At 42.5% G+C, this 18506-nt stretch carries 21 protein-coding genes; 14 read left to right on the plus strand and 7 right to left on the minus strand.

The features are described from left to right. Positions 1 to 283 precede the first annotated feature (283 nt). The 11 genes from kdsD (at position 284) to rnk (ending at position 7918) form a co-directional block, all read left to right on the plus strand. Positions 284 to 1252: an arabinose-5-phosphate isomerase KdsD gene (gene kdsD, locus PSF67_RS01090; RefSeq protein WP_166264319.1), complete on the plus strand. Its 969-nt coding sequence runs from the start codon at positions 284 to 286 to the stop codon at positions 1250 to 1252. 14 nt (positions 1253 to 1266) lie between these two features. After that, a complete protein-coding gene (gene kdsC / locus PSF67_RS01095) occupies positions 1267 to 1827 on the plus strand; it encodes a 3-deoxy-manno-octulosonate-8-phosphatase KdsC (protein ID WP_102137928.1) in 561 nt (186 codons plus the stop codon). Positions 1828 to 1843: 16 nt separating this feature from the next. Continuing rightward, positions 1844 to 2419: an LPS export ABC transporter periplasmic protein LptC gene (gene lptC, locus PSF67_RS01100; protein WP_102137929.1), complete on the plus strand. Its 576-nt coding sequence runs from the start codon at positions 1844 to 1846 to the stop codon at positions 2417 to 2419. A gap of 1 nt (position 2420) precedes the next feature. After that, the gene (lptA, locus tag PSF67_RS01105) at positions 2421 to 2981 is read left to right on the plus strand and encodes a lipopolysaccharide ABC transporter substrate-binding protein LptA (protein ID WP_102137930.1); all 561 of its coding nucleotides are present in this window, start codon (positions 2421 to 2423) and stop codon (positions 2979 to 2981) included. Positions 2982 to 2986: 5 nt separating this feature from the next. Beyond that, positions 2987 to 3712 carry an LPS export ABC transporter ATP-binding protein gene (lptB, locus tag PSF67_RS01110; protein WP_231067970.1) on the plus strand — a complete coding sequence of 242 codons (726 nt, stop codon included), beginning with the start codon at positions 2987 to 2989 and terminating at the stop codon, positions 3710 to 3712. A 41-nt stretch (positions 3713 to 3753) separates the two neighbouring features. Further along, the gene (gene rpoN / locus PSF67_RS01115; RefSeq protein ID WP_102137932.1) at positions 3754 to 5199 is read left to right on the plus strand and encodes an RNA polymerase factor sigma-54; all 1446 of its coding nucleotides are present in this window, start codon (positions 3754 to 3756) and stop codon (positions 5197 to 5199) included. A 22-nt stretch (positions 5200 to 5221) separates the two neighbouring features. Beyond that, positions 5222 to 5509, plus strand: coding sequence for a ribosome hibernation promoting factor (hpf, locus tag PSF67_RS01120; protein WP_102137933.1), 288 nt, complete (start codon positions 5222 to 5224; stop codon positions 5507 to 5509). Positions 5510 to 5602: 93 nt separating this feature from the next. Continuing rightward, positions 5603 to 6070, plus strand: coding sequence for a PTS IIA-like nitrogen regulatory protein PtsN (gene ptsN / locus PSF67_RS01125; protein ID WP_102137934.1), 468 nt, complete (start codon positions 5603 to 5605; stop codon positions 6068 to 6070). Between the two features lie 119 nt (positions 6071 to 6189). Further along, complete coding sequence (gene rapZ, locus PSF67_RS01130) at positions 6190 to 7041, plus strand: RNase adapter RapZ (RefSeq protein WP_004258318.1); 852 nt, start codon at positions 6190 to 6192, stop codon at positions 7039 to 7041. Positions 7042 to 7046: 5 nt separating this feature from the next. Beyond that, positions 7047 to 7319 carry a PTS phosphocarrier protein NPr gene (npr, locus tag PSF67_RS01135; RefSeq protein ID WP_102137935.1) on the plus strand — a complete coding sequence of 91 codons (273 nt, stop codon included), beginning with the start codon at positions 7047 to 7049 and terminating at the stop codon, positions 7317 to 7319. Between the two features lie 188 nt (positions 7320 to 7507). Then, the gene (gene rnk / locus PSF67_RS01140; protein WP_102137936.1) at positions 7508 to 7918 is read left to right on the plus strand and encodes a nucleoside diphosphate kinase regulator; all 411 of its coding nucleotides are present in this window, start codon (positions 7508 to 7510) and stop codon (positions 7916 to 7918) included. Positions 7919 to 8051: 133 nt separating this feature from the next. On the opposite strand, the gene pmbA is transcribed toward rnk, so the two are convergent. Next, positions 8052 to 9392: a metalloprotease PmbA gene (gene pmbA, locus PSF67_RS01145; protein WP_210848206.1), complete on the minus strand. Its 1341-nt coding sequence runs from the start codon at positions 9390 to 9392 to the stop codon at positions 8052 to 8054. Positions 9393 to 9577: 185 nt separating this feature from the next. Between pmbA and yjgA the strand changes: the two genes are divergently transcribed. The 3 genes from yjgA (at position 9578) to PSF67_RS01160 (ending at position 10856) form a co-directional block, all read left to right on the plus strand. After that, positions 9578 to 10123 carry a ribosome biogenesis factor YjgA gene (gene yjgA, locus PSF67_RS01150; RefSeq protein ID WP_004258329.1) on the plus strand — a complete coding sequence of 182 codons (546 nt, stop codon included), beginning with the start codon at positions 9578 to 9580 and terminating at the stop codon, positions 10121 to 10123. A 173-nt stretch (positions 10124 to 10296) separates the two neighbouring features. Then, a complete protein-coding gene (locus tag PSF67_RS01155; protein ID WP_102137938.1) occupies positions 10297 to 10530 on the plus strand; it encodes a hypothetical protein in 234 nt (77 codons plus the stop codon). Further along, the gene (locus tag PSF67_RS01160; RefSeq protein ID WP_195697722.1) at positions 10527 to 10856 is read left to right on the plus strand and encodes a low molecular weight protein tyrosine phosphatase family protein; all 330 of its coding nucleotides are present in this window, start codon (positions 10527 to 10529) and stop codon (positions 10854 to 10856) included. The genes PSF67_RS01155 and PSF67_RS01160 overlap by 4 nt, the downstream gene beginning before the upstream one ends. Here PSF67_RS01160 and PSF67_RS01165 read toward each other — a convergent pair. The 6 genes from PSF67_RS01165 to yhdP all read right to left on the minus strand — a co-directional run bounded on the left by PSF67_RS01165 (position 10853) and on the right by yhdP (position 18494). Continuing rightward, complete coding sequence (locus PSF67_RS01165) at positions 10853 to 11440, minus strand: RBBP9/YdeN family alpha/beta hydrolase (protein ID WP_272676407.1); 588 nt, start codon at positions 11438 to 11440, stop codon at positions 10853 to 10855. The genes PSF67_RS01160 and PSF67_RS01165 overlap by 4 nt on opposite strands. 60 nt (positions 11441 to 11500) lie before the next feature. Further along, entirely contained in the window at positions 11501 to 11788 is a 288-nt protein-coding gene (locus PSF67_RS01170) for a barstar family protein (RefSeq protein ID WP_102137941.1), read from the minus strand. A gap of 12 nt (positions 11789 to 11800) precedes the next feature. Beyond that, on the minus strand, positions 11801 to 12289 hold the full coding sequence (locus PSF67_RS01175; protein ID WP_272676408.1) for a ribonuclease domain-containing protein: 489 nt from the start codon (positions 12287 to 12289) through the stop codon (positions 11801 to 11803). Between the two features lie 111 nt (positions 12290 to 12400). Beyond that, on the minus strand, positions 12401 to 13846 hold the full coding sequence (tldD, locus tag PSF67_RS01180) for a metalloprotease TldD (protein WP_102137943.1): 1446 nt from the start codon (positions 13844 to 13846) through the stop codon (positions 12401 to 12403). Between the two features lie 5 nt (positions 13847 to 13851). After that, positions 13852 to 14703, minus strand: coding sequence for a deaminated glutathione amidase (gene nit1, locus PSF67_RS01185; RefSeq protein ID WP_166264311.1), 852 nt, complete (start codon positions 14701 to 14703; stop codon positions 13852 to 13854). Then, a complete protein-coding gene (gene yhdP / locus PSF67_RS01190) occupies positions 14703 to 18494 on the minus strand; it encodes an AsmA2 domain-containing protein YhdP (RefSeq protein ID WP_272676409.1) in 3792 nt (1263 codons plus the stop codon). The genes nit1 and yhdP overlap by 1 nt, the downstream gene beginning before the upstream one ends. Between the last annotated feature and the right edge of the window lie 12 nt (positions 18495 to 18506).

The raw sequence follows: 18506 nt of genomic DNA on the forward strand, positions 1-18506 counted from the left end.
AGTCAGCAAAAGCTTTCGCTATTAACAGCAGATAGCTCTTAGAATGCTATGATTTACCTAACTGAGGATACGCGAATTTGCCTATCTTTTTTTGGTTCAAGATGCTAATAAAACCATCTTATACGTATTAAATTCTACATCGAAGTGCCAAAAAATACTTATTAAGTCTAAAACTAACATTAAAAAGTGCTTAACTGACAAAATACTTACTGATACCAAGTATTCGTTATACAATTTGATTTCGCTAATCCGATTAACTTAAAAGCTACGCATGGAACTAGAAATGTCAAACTTCGATTTTCAGAAAGTAGGTAAAGAAGTTCTCCATATCGAACATGAAGGTTTAAAAAACCTAGAACAATATATCAATACTGATTTTGACCGCGCTTGCCAGCTTATTTTTAACTGTGAAGGCAAAGTCGTCGTAATGGGAATGGGGAAATCGGGGCATATTGGGCGTAAAATTGCTGCCACACTAGCGAGCACAGGTACGCCGTCATTTTTTGTTCATCCAGGGGAAGCTAGCCACGGCGACCTTGGGATGATTACGCATAAAGATGTTGTGTTAGCCATTTCAAATTCTGGGGAGTCAGGGGAAATTTTAGCTTTACTCCCTGTTTTAAAAAGAATTAAAGTGCCTTTAATCTGTATGACTAACAACCCTGAAAGTAATATGGGAAAATATGCAGATGTGCATTTGTGCATCAAAGTGCCTCAAGAAGCCTGCCCTTTAGGGCTTGCACCTACCACGAGTACAACAGCAACACTCGTGATGGGAGATGCATTAGCGATTGCCTTATTAACTGCGCGCGGTTTCACGGCTAATGATTTTGCGCTTTCGCATCCGGGTGGCGCACTTGGGCGCAAACTTTTACTCCTCGTTCGTGATTTAATGAATACGGGTGATGATATCCCCCATATTCCTAAAAGCGCGTCTTTACGTGAGGCTTTAGTGGAAATTACCCGCAAAAAACTGGGTATGACAGTCATTTGTGATGATGACATGAATATTGAAGGTATTTTCACTGATGGGGATTTACGCCGTATTTTTGATATGGGTATCGACCTGAATAACGCTAAAATTGCTGATTTAATGACCCCCGGTGGAATTCGAGTATCGCCAACCATGTTAGCGGTTGAAGCGCTCAATTTAATGCAGTCTCGACACGTGACTTCATTATTAGTCGCAAATGATAACAAATTAGTTGGTGTGCTACATATGCACGATCTGCTACAAGCAGGTGTTGTATAACAGAAGGAAATACTATGACGTCTACCTTTTTGGAAACCTGCTATGGCCCTGTTGCCGATACTGTTTTAATCAAAGCAGAAAAAATCAAATTACTGATCTGCGATGTTGATGGTGTCATGTCCGATGGCTTGGTCTATATGGGAAATAATGGCGAAGAACTCAAGGCCTTTAATGTCCGTGACGGCTATGGGATACGTTGCTTATTAACGTCCGGTATTGAAGTCGCCATCATTACAGGAAGAAAAGCGAAGCTTCTTGAAGATAGAGCCCAAACATTAGGCATTACATATCTTTACCAAGGCCAAAGCGATAAGCTTTTGGCGTATCACGAACTGTTAGATACACTACAATTATCAGATGAAGAAATAGCTTATATTGGGGACGACCTGATTGACTGGCCTGTTATGGCTAAAGTAGGCTTATCCGTCGCCGTCGCTGATGCCCACCCTTTGCTATTACCGAAAGCGGATTACGTGACTCGTATTGGCGGGGGAAAAGGTGCAGTCCGCGAACTTTGTGACCTTATTTTGCTTTCTCAAGACAAACTAGAAGAAGCAAAAGGTTTATCAATATAACGAATAGATTGAATTCATGAGCAATGCGAAGAAGTGGTTAATTATTATTTTATCCTTAGTGGTATTAGGACTTATCGGTTGGAATTTAGCGGGTAATGATTCCGACAGCGCAGAGGATAAAGTAATTAATGATGGGCAACCTAATTATCAAACTGATGATTCAGTGACTTTTGTCTATAATCCAACGGGTAATTTAGCGTATAAACTCGTTTCAGATAAAATAGATAACTACACTGAAGGGAAAATCACGTGGTTTTCGAAACCTGTTCTAACCACTTATAACGAAGCCGGTGAGCCTACCTGGACAGTTAAGGCTTTCAAAGCAAGGTTAACGAACGATAGAATTCTCTATTTATATAGCGATGTTCAAGTTGATAGCTTAACTAAAGACTCGCAGATCCAACGAATTACAACTGAGAGTGCAGTTGTCAATTTGACAACACAAGACGTTTCATCTGATGATAAAGTGACCATTGTTGGACAAGGTCTCAATTCTACTGGTATGAAAATGAAGGGAAACCTTCGTACAAGAACGGCTGAATTAATCGAAGATGTAAAAACTCATTATGTGTTACAACCAGAAGAGCATTAAAATGAATCAAGTAACTAAGAAACGTTTTATTCAAGGAGCTGTTGCCAGTGCAATTTTGGCTCTTAGCCTACCTGCGATGGCATTAAAAAGTGATACGCAGCAGCCAATGACGATTAATTCGGTCAAACAATCTCTTGATTTAGAAAAAAACGTCACCACTTTTACAGATGATGTTGTTATTAAACAAGGCTCTATTGATATCAGAGCCAATAAAGTGGTTGTTACACGCCCAAGTAGTGACTCAGATAAAATTGTGATTGAGGCCTTCGGGACCCCAGTTACCTTTTACCAGTTGCAGGATGATGGCAAGCCAATTAAAGGCCATGCCAGTAAAGCCCGTTATGAGGTTGATAAACAACTCGTCACATTAACAGGCAATGCTTATCTTGAGCAATTAGACAGCAATATTCAGGGTGACAAAATTACCTATATCGTGCCAACGCAACAAATGGAAGCATTTAGTGATAAAGGCAAACGCGTCACTACCGTAATACTGCCAGCCCAATTGCAAGAAAAAGGCCCTGCAGCGAATAAAAATTCATCAGAAAGTAAGAGTAAATAACTGTTATGGCGATACTAACCGCTGAGAATCTAGCTAAAGCCTATAAAAAACGTAAAGTCGTTGAAGATGTCAGCCTGGAAGTTAAATCAGGTGAAATCGTTGGCTTGTTGGGACCAAACGGGGCCGGTAAAACAACGACCTTTTATATGGTTGTGGGTATTGTTCAGCGGGATGCTGGCAAAATTATGATTGATGGTGAAGATATCAGCCTTCTACCGTTGCATGAACGTGCACGCCGTGGAATTGGCTATCTTCCTCAAGAAGCCTCCATTTTCCGTCGCCTCAGTGTTTATGATAACCTAATGGCTGTGTTAGAAATTCGCGAAGATTTGAACTCTCAGCAACGTAAAGAGCGTGCTGAAGAGCTGATGGAAGAATTTAGTATTACCCATCTTCGGGACAGCATGGGGCAATCGCTATCCGGTGGGGAACGCCGCCGTGTTGAAATAGCTCGAGCACTTGCAGCTAACCCAAAATTTATTTTATTAGACGAACCTTTTGCGGGTGTTGACCCTATTTCCGTCTTAGATATCAAAAAAATCATTCAGCACTTAAGGGATTACGGCCTCGGTGTATTAATCACCGACCATAACGTGCGTGAAACCTTAGATGTATGTGAAAGAGCCTATATTGTCAGCCAAGGACACTTAATTGCTCATGGGTCACCAACCATGATCTTAGAGAACGAACAAGTGAAACGTGTATACTTGGGTGAAGGTTTCCGGTTATAAATTAGCGTATCGTCATTTTTTAGGGAGAATAAAACAGATTCATGAAGCAAAGCTTGCAGCTTAGAGTCAGTCAACAACTTGCAATGACCCCTCAATTGCAGCAAGCCATTCGCTTGTTGCAGCTGTCTACACTTGAGCTTCAGCAAGAAATTCAACTCGCCTTGGAAACCAACCCACTTCTTGAACAAGAAGAGTTAAATTCCGAGTCTGAATCTATTGACTCCCTAAATGAAAATTCCGATACCAGTGAGCTCGATACCAAAGACGCGCTCGAAAACCATGATATGCCAGATGAACTCCCTTTAGATACTAATTGGGATGAAATATATACGGCAGGAACACCGTCAGGGACCAGTAATGATTATAATTTTGATGAACTCCCTGTTTACCAAGGTGAAACAACGCAAACATTGCAAGATTACCTGACGTGGCAAGCTGAGCTGACCCCTTTTACTGATACGGACAGGGCAATAGCCACCGCTATTATTGATTCAATAGATGATTCCGGTTACCTGACAACAGCAGTTTCTGATATACATGAAGGGATTGATAACCCAGAGATTAGTATTGAGGAAGTCATTGCTGTCCTTAAACGTATTCAGCATTTCGACCCACTGGGTGTCGCAGCACAAGACTTAAAAGAGTGTTTATTAATTCAATTGTCACTCTACCCTAAAGAAACTGATGGGCTACAAGATGCGAAGCTCATTATTAGTAACCATATTGATTTACTGGCTAACCGTGATTTTCGCCAGTTAGGTAAATTAACTCGCTTAAAAGAAGATGCGCTCAAAACCGCGATAGACCTGATTTTAACGTTGAATCCAAAACCTGGCCAATCTATCAATACTGGGGAATCGGAATACGTCATTCCTGATGTTTTAGTGAAAAAAATCGCAGGGCACTGGCAAGTTGAGTTAAATACAGATAGCATCCCTAAGCTAAGCATTAATAACCATTATGCTTCGATGCTGAATAATTCAGCGAGTGAAGATGACTCCCAATATATTCGTAGTCATCTGCAAGATGCAAAATGGTTGATTAAAAGCCTTGAGAGCCGCCACGAGACACTATTAAAAGTCGCGACTTGTATTGTAGAACAGCAACAAGAATTCTTTGAGCTGGGAGAGGAGTACATGAAACCGATGATACTGGCCGATATCGCCTATCAAGTGGACATGCATGAATCAACTATCTCACGAGTGACAACTCAAAAGTTTCTCCATAGCCCACGAGGCATTTTTGAGTTGAAATATTTTTTCTCCAGCCATGTTAATACGGACACAGGTGGCGAAGCCTCCTCAACCGCAATTCGAGCATTGGTGAAAAAACTGGTTGCTGCTGAAAACCCAGCAAAACCATTGAGTGACAGTAAATTGACGAGTATGCTGGCTGAACAAGGCATTCAAGTCGCTCGCAGAACTGTTGCTAAGTATCGAGAATCGTTATCCATTCCGCCCTCTAACCAGCGTAAACAACTGGTTTAATTGATAAAATAAGGAAGATTGTATGGAATTTCAGATTACTGGACACAATATTGAAGTTACTCCTGCATTGCGCGAGACTGTTGAGAAAAAACTCAAAAAATTGGAACAATTATTTGATCGTATTAATAATATCCAAGTTGTCTTGAAAGTTGAAAAAGTTCAGCAAATTGCGGAAGCAACTGTGCAAGTCAATGGAGCGGATCTCCACGCATCAGCGGAAGAAAACGATATGTACGCCGCTATAGATATACTCGTAGACAAACTGTCGCGCCAATTAACCAAACATAAAGAAAAACTGAGACAACATTAATACATTGATACGGCTTATTAATGAGCCGGATAATGTTTCAAACCAGATGGTGGGATACACCATCTGGTTTTGTAGTCCTAAGTGAACAATAAAATGAATAGTGATATAGAAATCCAGTTAAACGTTGTTTTATCATCAGCCTGTACACGTAATAATATTGTGTGCACCAGTAAAAAAAGAGCTTTAGAAATTATTAGTGAGCTGGCTGCCGTTGAATTGGAATTACCTGAAAATACGGTATTTGAAGCGTTATTAACCAGAGAAAAAGTTGGCACAACAGGTATTGGTGGTGGTATTGCCATTCCTCATGGAAAGCTGAACGAAGGTGAAAGTAGCCGTGCTGTCGGTGTCTTTTTGCATTTAGAGGAGCCGATTGCGTTTGATGCAATTGATAATCAGCCTGTTGACTTGTTGTTCGCGTTACTTGTGCCATCAGACCAATGTAAAACGCACTTGCATACATTGTCGCTTATCGCCAAAAAATTAGCCGATAAAACGCTCTGTAAACGCCTACGCAGTGCACAAAGTGATGAAGAGCTATACCGCATAATTACAGAGTAAGTGATAAATTATGTATCTTGCCATATGCAAATGATATTGTTATGGTTTCTAAGTAATATTATTTGGCAAATACTGCTTTTCAAGAAGCACATTATTAGGAAACAAAAGGGAGCAAGCTCATGGTGCTGATGATAGTCAGCGGCCGTTCCGGTTCGGGGAAATCCGTTGCCTTACGTGCGCTGGAAGATATGGGTTTCTATTGCGTAGATAACCTACCGGTTGTATTACTACCGGAGTTAGCGAATTCACTGGCTGATCGTAATATTTCAGCAGCGGTAAGCATCGACGTGCGTAATATGCCCGACAATCCAGAGATTTTCGAAGAAGCGATTGATAAATTACCTTCAACCTTCTCTCCTCAATTATTGTTTCTAGATGCCGATCGTAACACGCTTATTCGCCGTTACAGTGATACCCGTCGACTACACCCGCTTTCAAGTAAAAATCTTTCGCTTGAAAGCGCAATAGATGAAGAAAATGAGCTACTTGAGCCTTTACGCTCTCGGGCTGATTTAGTTATCGATACTTCTGAAATGTCCGTTCATGAATTAGCTGAGATGCTAAGAACACGTTTGATGGGCAAACGTGAGCGTGAACTGACAATGGTGTTTGAATCTTTTGGCTTCAAACATGGTATTCCTATTGATGCGGATTATGTATTCGATGTGCGCTTTTTGCCCAATCCGCACTGGGATCCGAAATTGCGTCCAATGACAGGCCTTGATAGACCCGTGGCTGCATTCTTAGATAGGCATACTGAAGTCCATAACTTCATTTACCAAACCCGTAGTTATTTAGAATTATGGTTACCGATGTTAGAAACCAATAACCGTAGCTACTTGACTGTCGCAATTGGCTGTACCGGGGGTAAGCACCGTTCAGTGTATGTCGCTGAACAACTTGCCGACTATTTCCGCTCTCGTGGTAAAAATGTGCAGTCACGCCACAGAACGTTGGAAAAACGCAAGTAACAGCAATGACCGTAAAAGCCACAATAACGCTCAAAAATCGGCTTGGAATGCATGCAAGGCCTGCTATGTTACTCTATGATTTAGTTAAACAATTTAACTCAAGAGTTATTTTGCGTAATAATAATCAAATTGAGGCTGAGGCCGATAGCGTTATTGCGATGTTGATGTTAGACTCAGAACAAGGCAGTAATATTGATATTGAGGTTAGCGGCCCAGATGAAAATCAGGCATTATCCGCAATTATTAACCTGTTCGAAAGTGGGTTTGACGAAGAGTAGTCAATTCAAACCTAACGATAAAAATATCAATCTGTATTTTTTACAAAGGTAGGCTTAGAGATCGTGATCATGATCTCTTCCCTTTAAAGCGTATAGCGCCTAATATTTTAAACAAACTTATTTCTAGCGACACCCCCTACCTTATGGGTGGGGGGTGTTTGCTTTGTATGTCTCTATTGGAGTGTGGTATGACAAAGCCAACAATTATTATCAATGATTTAGATGCTGAACGTTTAGATGCACTGATGGAACAGCCGGCTTATGCGGGCACACCGGTTGCCGATGCGCTCAATGATGAACTTGACCGTGCGGATATTCTGACCCCACAAGAAATGCCTGCTGATGTGGTCACGATGAACAGTACCGTTCGCTTTTTGGATTTAATCAGCAACGAAGAGCGCACACGTACCTTAGTTTACCCGGCGTCACTGAAAGATAGCGCAGAGCAGCTGTCTGTTATGGCACCGATTGGTGCGGCCTTATTAGGCTTGCATGTCAACGATGAAATCAGCTGGGAACTGCCAAACGGCGTTCAAACACGTGTTCGCGTACTTGAAATTGTTTATCAGCCAGAAGCGGCTGGTGAGTTTCACCGTTAATCTCGACAACGGCTGAATTAAGGAAGGCTTAGCGAAAAAAGTTTTATTTAAAAAACTCTGGTAAGTCCTCTAACATATTCAGGCACTCAATTGAGTGCCTTTTTTGTTGCTTTAAAATGAGCAAAGTAGAAAACTATTCTCCCGCAATACTCATTTCAGGGATCAATACCGAACCACACTGAATATTGCTACGAGTTTCAATATCATCAGCGATAGTGACCATATTCGCCCACATATCTTTTAGGTTCCCAGCAATGGTAATTTCACTCACAGGGTATTGAATTTCACCGTTTTCGACCCAAAAACCTGAAGCCCCACGAGAGTAATCCCCCGTAATACCACTAACCCCTTGGCCCATTAATTCAGTAACGATTAGCCCTGTTCCCATTTGTTTCAGCAATGCATCGAAAGAAAGGCCTTGCCCTGCAATACGCCAGTTATGGATGCCACCCGCGTGACCCGTACTTTGCAGACCTAACTTTCTTGCGGAATAACTGGTCATCAACCACGTTTGCAAAACACCATTTTCAACAATATTGCGTTCACTGGTACGGACGCCTTCGCTATCAAAAGGAGATGACGCCAACCCACCCATTAAATGAGGTTGCTCATTGATAGTTAGCCAGCTTGGTAAAATTTGCTTTCCTAAGCTATCCAATAAAAAAGAGGATTTACGATAAATACTGCTACCACTAATGGCGCCGACTAAATGACCAAATAGACCGGTTGCCACTTCTGCTGCAAAAATAACAGGGGCTTTCATTGTCGGTAATTTACGTGGCGATAAACGAGATAAAGTACGGCGAGCACACTCCTGCCCAACCCACTCAGGCGACTGTAATGCCCCTAAGCTACGGCCAATCGTATAAGCGTAATCACGCTCCATTTCACCATTTTGCTCAGCAATCACACAGCTCGACATTGAATAACGGCTAGAACAGTAACTTTGCAACATGCCATGGGAGTTACCAAATACGCGAACCCCATAGTGGCCGTTAAAACTTCCACCTTCCGTGTTTACAATGCGTGAGTCTGCATTTAAAGCTGACATTTCCGCAATCGACGCTAAGCGGATCGCTTCTTCAGGAGAAAGCTCGCTCGCTTGGAACAGGTTGAGGTCTGGTGCTTCAAAAGCCAGCAAAGATTTGTCTGCTGGCCCTGCACACGGGTCTTCTGAGGTGTAGTTAGCAATATCAATTGCCGCCTGAACAGTCCGTTCAATGGCTTCAGGGCTTAAGTCTGTAGAAGACGCACTGCCTTTACGTTGTTGATGATAAACGGTGATCCCTAGCGCGCCATCACTGTTAAACTCAACATTTTCGACTTCCCCTTGGCGGGTACTCACACTAATCCCTGTGCTTTTGTTTACTGCGACTTCCGCGGCATCACAACGTGTTTTGGCAAATTCTAATGCGTGTGCGACGGCTTCTTCGAGTTTTTTACGTTGTTCGGTGACTTGTTCAGTTACACTCATGCTTTAGTCCAATCAATAATGTGGGGGAAACGTGATTTTCTGCCCTAACAAGCAAATGCTAGGTAGTCATAGAGGGGTTTTCCCAGTTACAATATATAATAGATGAATGTTAACACTCACAACACAGTAAATCATATTAATTACGCGTAATTAAACCACTGTGTTCGGTAAAAAGGAAAATCGATATGGCCAAACAGCCTGATGACTGGCTGGATGATATCCCAGCGCCGCAAGACGAAGAAGACGAGGAAATCATTTGGGTCAGTAAAAGCGAAATTAAACGCGATGCTGAGATCCTCAAAAAGTTAGGGGCTGAGCTCGTAGATTTAAGTAAAAGTGAGTTAGAGCGCATCCCGTTAGATACTCAATTACTTGAAGCCATTGAACTTGCCCAAAAAATCAAACGTGAAGGCCGTCGTCGCCAATTGCAACTGATCGGTAAATTATTACGTTCACGTGAAGTTGAGCCAATTACAGAGGCTCTGGATAAGCTTAAAAACCGTCACAACCAGCAAGTGGTCATTTTACATAAACTGGAAGACTTACGTACCCGTTTATTAGATGGCGGTGATGAAGTCATTGAAGACGTGGTTGCCCTGTTCCCACAAACAGACAGGCAACAACTGCGTGCATTAGTCCGTAATGCGAAAAAAGAGCGTGAAGGTAATAAACCACCAAAAGCCTATCGACAAATCTTTCAATACTTGAAAGATCTCTCTGAAATGGCTTAATGAATTATCCCCTATGCTGCGGCTAGGGGATTTTTCTTTGTAAATTAAGCAATAATCTGAAAAACCTAACAGCGTGTTGATAGCGCTGCCGAAACAACCTATCATGCCATTGTTAGTCATACTCTGACCTGTATTATCGCGGCTGCTGAACCCCGATAAATAATGAGGAAGATATGGATAATACCCGAAATAGAGCATGGCGCAGAGCCAAAGCTCGGATCAATAAATCCCGCGATCAACTAAATTCACGCCTAGTTGACTGCTATACACCTGAAAAAAACTGGAAACAGATGTACGGTCGAAGCGAAAAGATGATCCGTGCAGCCCAATTAGGTATGGCATACCCGCAAGTGAGTAATATACAGCTTGCCCGTATTAGCCTTGAAGAGACACACAATAACTCGTGAATATTTTATTCATTTGCAGTAAAAACCAATGGCGTAGTCCAACCGCTGAACAGATCTGGCGCAACCATGAAAGTTGGGTCACCCGTTCAGCGGGAACGAGCCGCAATGCGAGGCGCCCTGTTAATGCGGATTTAATCCGCTGGGCAGATGTAATTTTTGTGATGGAGCAAAAACATAAAAACCGCTTAAGAGCAGATTTCCCCCGCCTTTTGGAATACAAACCGCTTCATGTTCTGGATATTCCTGATAATTACCCCTATATGGACCCAGAGTTGATTGAAATACTCAAAACCAGTGTGCCTAGTATTCTTACCAACCATAACTAGCTAAAATGCGTTTTGATCGTATCAAGTAGTGTTCTGAACTCAGTATAGCCTTCTCTATCAAGAAAATGACCGGCTGAGCCTTCAATAATAACCTGTGTTTTTAAGGCATTAGCCAATGCTTTCGAAGACTCTGGTGACACAATTTCATCATTGGTTGATATAATCGATATTCGATTATTTGCCACTTGTATGAGTGCATCATAATTCAATGGTTCGCTTGTGTGGTACTGTAATTCAGGCAATGTAGGCTGTTCTTCATCAAACCCTGATACCAATACATAACCCGCTACCGGCTGCCCTGCATTTTGAAGAAATCGTAATACGGTAACGCAACCTAAGCTATGGCCAATCAAAACCGTATTTTCATCAATATCAAAAGGCAAGTGTTGTAAGCGCTGCTGCCATCTTTCAGGGTTGGGGGCTAATGAGTCAGGCATGGTGGGCACGTTAACAAAAGCGCCTAAAGCTTCGAGCTCTGATTTCAACCATGGAAACCAGTTTTTTTCAGGGGATGCGGTATAGCCGTGAACAATCAGGAATTTTTTTTCTTTTAGCGGAAATGCAGTACAGGTAACGTTATTCATCCTAAAGACCCCTATCAGCTCAGTTATCTTATTTAGACTTTACCATGAGTGATAGGAATATTAGTTAGAGCTTTTTGTTATATCTAAAGCAAAAATGAACTCTTCTTCCCACATATCTTGTGCGTCATTCATCACATCAATAACATCTGCGAATTGGATACGTTGTTCCGCAGTCATGTGTGAAAACGTGATAGTTACAGGTAACTCAATGCCTGCGGAAACCATGTCCCACAGGGCATCAAGATTACGACCAAACCAGTCAGGAAGGGAAAATTGCCGAGCAAATTGGTCATAAAAATCATTCAATGAGTTTATCTGCCTGAAATCAAAGCTCACCTGTTTGCTCATCACGATTTTCCTTTAGTTGACTTGTGTAAAGCTCTTATAATGGTCATGCGTCACAAAAATCATCCCATCAGATGAGTATAGCAAACGGTCTGCCCCACGATGGCCACAGCGATAATTAATGTCAGCTTCAAACCACTGGCACCCTTGTGCAATGGGTAACCCTTTCTCACGGTTAGAAAAACGGTCGCCGCCAATCGCTCTTCCTGGTAATACATCGCAAAGATTGCCTTTTTTCGCATCCCATCCAGCTTCACGGGCTTGCTTCTTTGTCATATAAAAAGCGGGAAGTTTTTGATATTTTTCCATAAAACTAACAACATTATCTTGTGCGGTTAGTTTATCAATCGGTTGTGCTGTTTCTTTTGGCGTTATCGCTTCACGAGAAGGTGGATTACTTTGGTTAACCGGTGGCTCAGATGGGGTTTTATCTCCACCATTAAAATACAGGCTAATCACAATCAAAATAGCCATCAACACGACGGGTAAAATACGTTTATTCATAACACCTCAGTTGTTTTGTGCTTTGCAGACACACAAACGCCCTAGTCACAACATCTCCAAGAGTTTGTCACAAGGGCGAGCAAAGCCTAATTTATATCATAACCGTGAAAATTAAGCGGTACCACCAACGGTCAGTTTGTCCAGTTTTAATGTAGGCTGCCCCACACCAACAGGCACACTTTGGCCTTCTTTACCACAAACACCAACGCCTTTATCTAGCGCTAGGTCATTACCGACCATTGAAATCTGCTGCATAGCTTCAACACCAGAGCCGATTAACGTTGCCCCTTTCACAGGAGAAGTAATTTTACCCTTTTCAATCAGGTAAGCTTCTGATGTCGAAAATACAAATTTACCTGAGGTGATATCTACCTGACCACCACCAAAGTTTGGTGCATATATGCCTTTATCCACACTCGCGATGATTTCTTCTGGCGTTGATGCCCCTGCTAACATGTAAGTATTGGTCATACGCGGCATAGGTAAGTGTGCATAAGATTCACGGCGTGCATTACCTGTTGGAGCAACTCCCATCAGGCGTGCATTCAGTTTATCTTGAATATAATTACGTAAAATACCATTTTCTATTAGGACGTTATACTGCCCGGGTACCCCTTCGTCATCAATGGCAAGGGAGCCTCGACGGCCTGCTATCGTGCCATCATCCACCACAGTGCACAGTGGTGATGCCACTTGTTCACCTATTTGACCTGAAAAAACAGAGGTGCCGCGACGGTTAAAGTCACCTTCTAAACCATGGCCCACCGCTTCATGTAATAGAACCCCCGGCCAACCAGCGCCCAGCACAACTGGCATCATTCCAGCAGGAGCGGCAATTGCAGACAAGTTCACCAGCGCCATACGCACCGCTTCACGTGCATATTGCTCAGCAACCACTTGCCCTTGATGAATTTCCAAGAAATACTCGTAGCCATAACGGCCACCGCCACCACTCGCACCGCGTTCGCGCTTGCCGTCATGTTCCACCAGCACGCTGACCGATAAACGCACTAATGGGCGAATATCTGCCGCTAAGGTGCCGTCTGTTGCAGCGACTAACACTTGCTCATAAACACCGGTTAAACTGGCATTGACCTCAATGACACGCGGGTCTTCTGCGCGAGCAATTTGGTCAACACGATGCAGTAAATCAATTTTTTGTTCCCGCGATAAGCTTTGCAGTGGATCTGCCATTGAATACAGTTTTTTATATTCAACGTTAGTTAGAATTTGTGATTTACCAGAACCTTGCTCATTCACAATACTGCGTGCAGCAGTCGCACTTTGTGTCAGCGCATGTAGCGAAATTTGGTCTGCGTATGCAAACCCAGTTTTTTCACCACTGACAGCTCTCACACCAACACCTTGGTCGATATTGTAAGAGCCATCTTTGATGATCCTATCTTCAAGCACCCACGATTCATGGAAGCTCGATTGAAAGAACAGATCCGCATAATCCAGATGGCGCTCAGATAACAAACCTAAAATGTCATACAGATTTTCTTGCCCAAGGCGGTTGGCGGCCAGCAAATGTTCGCTGACAGAAGCTAAACTCATATTCGTTACTCTTTGGTTTCTTTTTTAATCAATGATGTCAATTGCGGTCTAAAGCGGTTGTGTTTTACCACTTTAATTTGCTCACGCATGACACTTAAGCTGTCTGTTTTAATATTCAGTACCGTAGAAGCGACTGCATCGACGTTCTTTTTCATCACTTTACCCCACCCATCAACTGCAAGGCTGTGCCCCCATGTGCGACGGGTACCATGCACACCGACTTGAGCAGGCGCTAAAATATAGCATTGGTTTTCTATCGCACGAGCGCGTAATAATGGCTCCCAATGTGCTTGGCCGGTATAACGGGTAAATGCAGCGGGTACAGAGATAATTTCTGCGCCTTGCTCACGTAATGCTTGGAATAAACCAGGAAAACGTAAATCATAACAAATTGTCATGCCAAGGCGACCAACGGGTGTATCAACGACGGTAATATGTTCACCGCGTTGATAAATTACAGACTCGTTATAAGTGCCTTGCTCGTCTTCGATATTGACATCAAACATGTGAATTTTGTCGTAGCGTGCTTTAATATTTCCTTCTGAATCAAATAATAAGCTGCTACTTGTAATACGCTCAGGATCTTCACGGCTAACCATTGGCATTGAGCCAATTAAAATCCAAACATGATAACGTTTGGCCATTTCGCTGATCGCATTTTGCAAAGGGCCTTTTCCTTGCTCTTCCGCTTGTTTGCGATACGTTGCTGCATCCGCAAATAACAGTGCGTTTTCAGGTGTCAGTACTAACTCAACAGTTTCGGGTAACTGTTTGATTTGTTGTTCTATTTGCGCCAAATTGTGTTTAGTATTATTTCCGCTACATAACTGCAAAAGTGCAACGTTGCCATTTTTCATTACTCTTGAGTCTCCTTAAGTTGACGTAATACCTCATCAATTTTTGGCTCGTCCAAGCTACCAGTTACTCGGTAACGAATAACAGAAACTTTACTCCATAATGGACCGAGCACTTTCGTTGCTGCAAATACCGCAGCCCCAGCAAATGGATTTACCACAAACGCGGTTGCTACTCCTACTGTAGCAGATATTTCTGGTGTGATGACGGCTTCAACGTTAATTTGGCGTTTAACAAGGTCAATTTGACCATCAAATGAAATGTCTGCAACTAAGCCATCAACATAGGTATTTTTCGAAACCAACACACCATTTTTAATCGTCGCATCACCTTTAATCGAGTCAAAATCGAAGTCATTACTAAACGTGTCGCTAAAATCAAATCGTAGTTTACGTAACAAGGCGTCAAAGCTGACTAAACGCAATATTTGCCCTGCCCGGCCACCGCCCATTTGGGCAATCGCACCTTTACCCAATTTCACAGACATTTTACCATTTAAAGAGGCAATATCGGGTGACCAAGGCAAATCGGCCCAATCTAAATCAAATTCAATAGTATAAGGTGATTGGATAATAGGAACTAATATACCAAAATAGGCCGCTGTTTCGTCGAAAGCATCACCCGTTAATGAGCCTGCAACTTGTGTTTTGTTGCCTTTTTTGCTGTCCCAAATAGCATCTAGCTTTAATTTCGTGACACTGTTATCTAGCGTACCGCCCGTCAATTGCAATAATGACCCTTTAGGTTGGATATTCGCACTAATCTCCCCCAGTTTCTGCCCAGCAACCCAACACTCTTTACAGTGCAACTGTAATTGCGGCCATTGGCTAAAATCAAATTGGGTTGTGGCAAGGTCATTAATTTGGGCGCTCGTGGAAGCACTGGGATTGTAATACAAATAATCAATGGCAACCTGCCAAGGCTGTGAAGCAAATATTTGTGACGAACCTTTCAGGTTTTCACTATTGATATGAACCAGTTGCTCAGCCCGTTGTAGATCATAGGAAAAGTTGACTGCATTCCATTGCTGCCCTACGAGATAAATAGATGGAATATTGACCTCGAGCATGTCAGGTAAGCGAATATTCATACCGCCTTCTCGGCTATGGGAAGACACTAGCAGCCCTGCTAATTTCTCCCAGTTCATATCGGTAATAGCTGGCAAATTAACGACAAAAGTCGAGCTTTTAGGTAATTCAGGAATGCCATTACGCCATTGGGCAACATGGGCTTTTAATAAGCTTAAAGGCTTATCACTCAGCCCCCATTGAGTATTAAAACCAATGCGCTTACCAATATCACCACCAACCACCAACTGCTCTGTCGTTCCTTTCGCCTGAACATTGATTTGCCCAAGCTCGGCTAATAGAGCGCTATCAATAGCGGGTAGCTGGCTTTTCAGTTGTTTTAGCCCTGCGGTGACGTCTATTTGTAAACCTACTGGCTCTTTTGCCGTATTTGGAATGGTAATGGCGACTTGGCTTTTCCAGTCAGTGGTTCCTGACACTTTTTGCTTAATTTCAGTAGGCAACATTGCCAACTTATTCACCGCCCAGTTTCCGTTAATATTCACATCCACTAAATAATTTTTTGCTTGGTCTGTGGTGGTGAAATCGACAGTTATCGGCTGTTCAAACCAATGGCCCCGCAGGTTTTCACCGCGTAAATCGCCATTGTTAAACTCAAAACTGCCCGTTAAAGCGGAAATAGTGCTATCAATCGGCTGAATGTATAAATCATTTTTATTGAGATTGACCTTCCCTTTGGCAACAACGTCCTTACCCGCTACCAGTGGAATAGATAATCCCAACTGCCCATTAACTGTTCCCCCAATTTGTAACTCTTCAAGCGTATCGCCAATTGAGTGGTTCATCGGGGTATGCACAAAATATTGTTGGATTTGTTTTCCTGTCCCACTGATATCCGCATTGATATACAACATTTCTTTAGTGTAATCCGGGATATTAGCATCAAGATTGGTTGCGGTGGCATCCGCCAATTTCACAGTTGGTGCATGCATATATAGCCCTGCACGCCTGAAGTCTAAATCCATATCCAAGTTCAATAACGCAGGCCATTCGCTGTCATATTCAAATGTGGCATCACGCAGAGGGACGTAAACTTGGAATTGCCCATCATTGTCATCATAAGGAAAATGAGCAGGATCACCTTTATAGACTAAAGTCGCGTTATCTACACTACCTGCGATAATCGCTTTCGTCAGGTAATCTGCCACATCTTGGCCCATTAATTTTTGGGGGAAATAACGCCATGCATCCCCCGCATCATCTAAACGAATTCCTGCGAGGATCGCGAGATCCGCATAATTTCCTTTTTTCGCTTTTGCGTAACGAAACTCACCATTTGCCCAAAGAGACTGAGCTTGTACATCTAATGATGGGCTCCACAATTTAAATTCACTGTCATTATTGACCCAATGGAATTGACCTGTTGCCGTTTTTATCAAAAAAGGGGCTTTAAATTCATCACGATAATCCACTTCACTATCTTGTAAGCGAACTGTGGCACCACCACTTTGCATTCCACCAATTAAAGCCCCCGAAAAATGGTTAACCGAAGGTAATTCTTTCCATTTTTTCCAGCTAACATTTTGCCAGTCCATGTTAAATTGTACGTTTTCAGGCAGATTTGGCGTGATATCAAGCGCAAATTCACTCACCACACCCGTTGGTTGGCGGTGTTGCCAATCCTGTACCATTTCAGGGGTTAAAAAGGAAAATGTGGGTAAAACTTCGCTTAAACGTTCAAGTTCAATATCTTTTGCACGGATGCGCCAATGGTCATTATCCTGATATTTCTTGCTGGCAGGCAAATACAAGACAGAGACGCTCCCTTGCGGCCAGATAAACTCATTGGTTTTCAAAGTATCAAGCTCAGGAATGTTAAATAACCACCCATTCCCCTGCCTTTTCATTCGCAAAAGCAAATCATTGACTTGCAAGTTTTGCGCTAATTCGCCCGTTCCCCAGTTAGCTTCACCTTGCCGTAGTTGAATAAGGCCACTATCAATCCGGTTATTTTTCAGGGTTACCCAAGAAGACAAACTAAAATTGGCATCCCGCAATGAGGTATTATCACGCAGCCAGCGGCTAAGCCATGGCTGCATGTCAATATTATCCGCTTGCAAATAAAAAACCCCATCACTTAACACGCCATTTTTATCTAACACATCAAGCTTTACTTGCAGATAACCATGCTGCTTATTAATGGTTTCAAGGCTTACAAAACCTTGAGCACGATGCCGTTCATTGTCATTAAGCCATGAAAGCTCAGGTAAAATCAGCGTTGTTTTTTGTTCAGAAGGTGTGAGAAAGGTTAATTGGCTTTCTTTTAATACGAAATGGTCGAATTGCCTTAAAAATAGATCTTCAATCCCATCTAAAGAGCCGCCTTCCGACGAGTCTCCAAAGCTAAAAGGAATTTTATAATCCACATTTAATTGGTAAAAGGTTAAGTCACGAAAACGCCAGCGTAGAGAAAATAACGAGCTCCAAATATCTAATTCAACCCTAATAGTATTCGCTGTGACATCGATGGCTTGATTCTGTAAAACCACATCAGATAACGTCAGTGCAGGACCAAAAGATTGCCAAGCCCCTTCGATTTTACCAAGCTGCACGGACATATCGGTCTTTTTTTCAACGTAATCGACCAAGTCTTGCCGATAATTATCGATATTTGGCAGAAGAAAACGCAGCCCTGACAACACTAATGCGCACAGCAATAATATAACCGCAGTCGTCACCAGTGCTACACGTGGCAGTCGTCTCACTCATATCTCCTT

This window comes from Providencia sp. PROV076, assembly GCF_028483405.1.
In the GTDB taxonomy this organism is placed as follows: domain Bacteria; phylum Pseudomonadota; class Gammaproteobacteria; order Enterobacterales; family Enterobacteriaceae; genus Providencia; species Providencia huaxiensis.